This window comes from Agrococcus sp. HG114, from assembly GCF_024723325.1.
Lineage (GTDB): Bacteria > Actinomycetota > Actinomycetes > Actinomycetales > Microbacteriaceae > Agrococcus.
In genome coordinates, this window is sequence record NZ_JANQCH010000316.1 from 1 (window position 1) to 340 (window position 340).

Annotated in this window: 1 protein-coding gene; it reads left to right on the forward strand. The window is 77.1% G+C overall.

The window, feature by feature from the left end; translation table 11 throughout:
• A partial coding sequence (locus tag NWP09_RS13400) for a transcription antitermination factor NusB (protein WP_309137130.1) occupies positions 1–340 on the forward strand: 340 nt, incomplete at both ends.

A 340-nucleotide genomic window follows, 5' to 3' on the forward strand; every position in this document is an offset into this window, starting at 1 on the left:
GCGCGACGTCGTGCTCGCGGTCGCCCGCGACGACGCGTACGCCAACCTGCTGCTGCCCGCGCGGATCCGCGAAGCGCGGCTGAGCCCCGCCGACGCGGCCTTCGCGACCGAGCTCGCGTACGGCACGCTGCGCTGGCAGGGGCAGCACGACGCGCTCATCGCCGACGCCGCGGGCCGCCCGGTCGAGCAGATCGACGCCGAGACGCTCGCGACGCTCCGCATCGGCTCCCACCAGCTGAGCCGCATGCGCGTGCCCGCCCACGCCGCCGTGCACGCGACCGTCGAGCTGCTCGGCCGCCGCAACCGGGGTCGGCTCGGCTTCGCGAACGCGGTGCTGCGG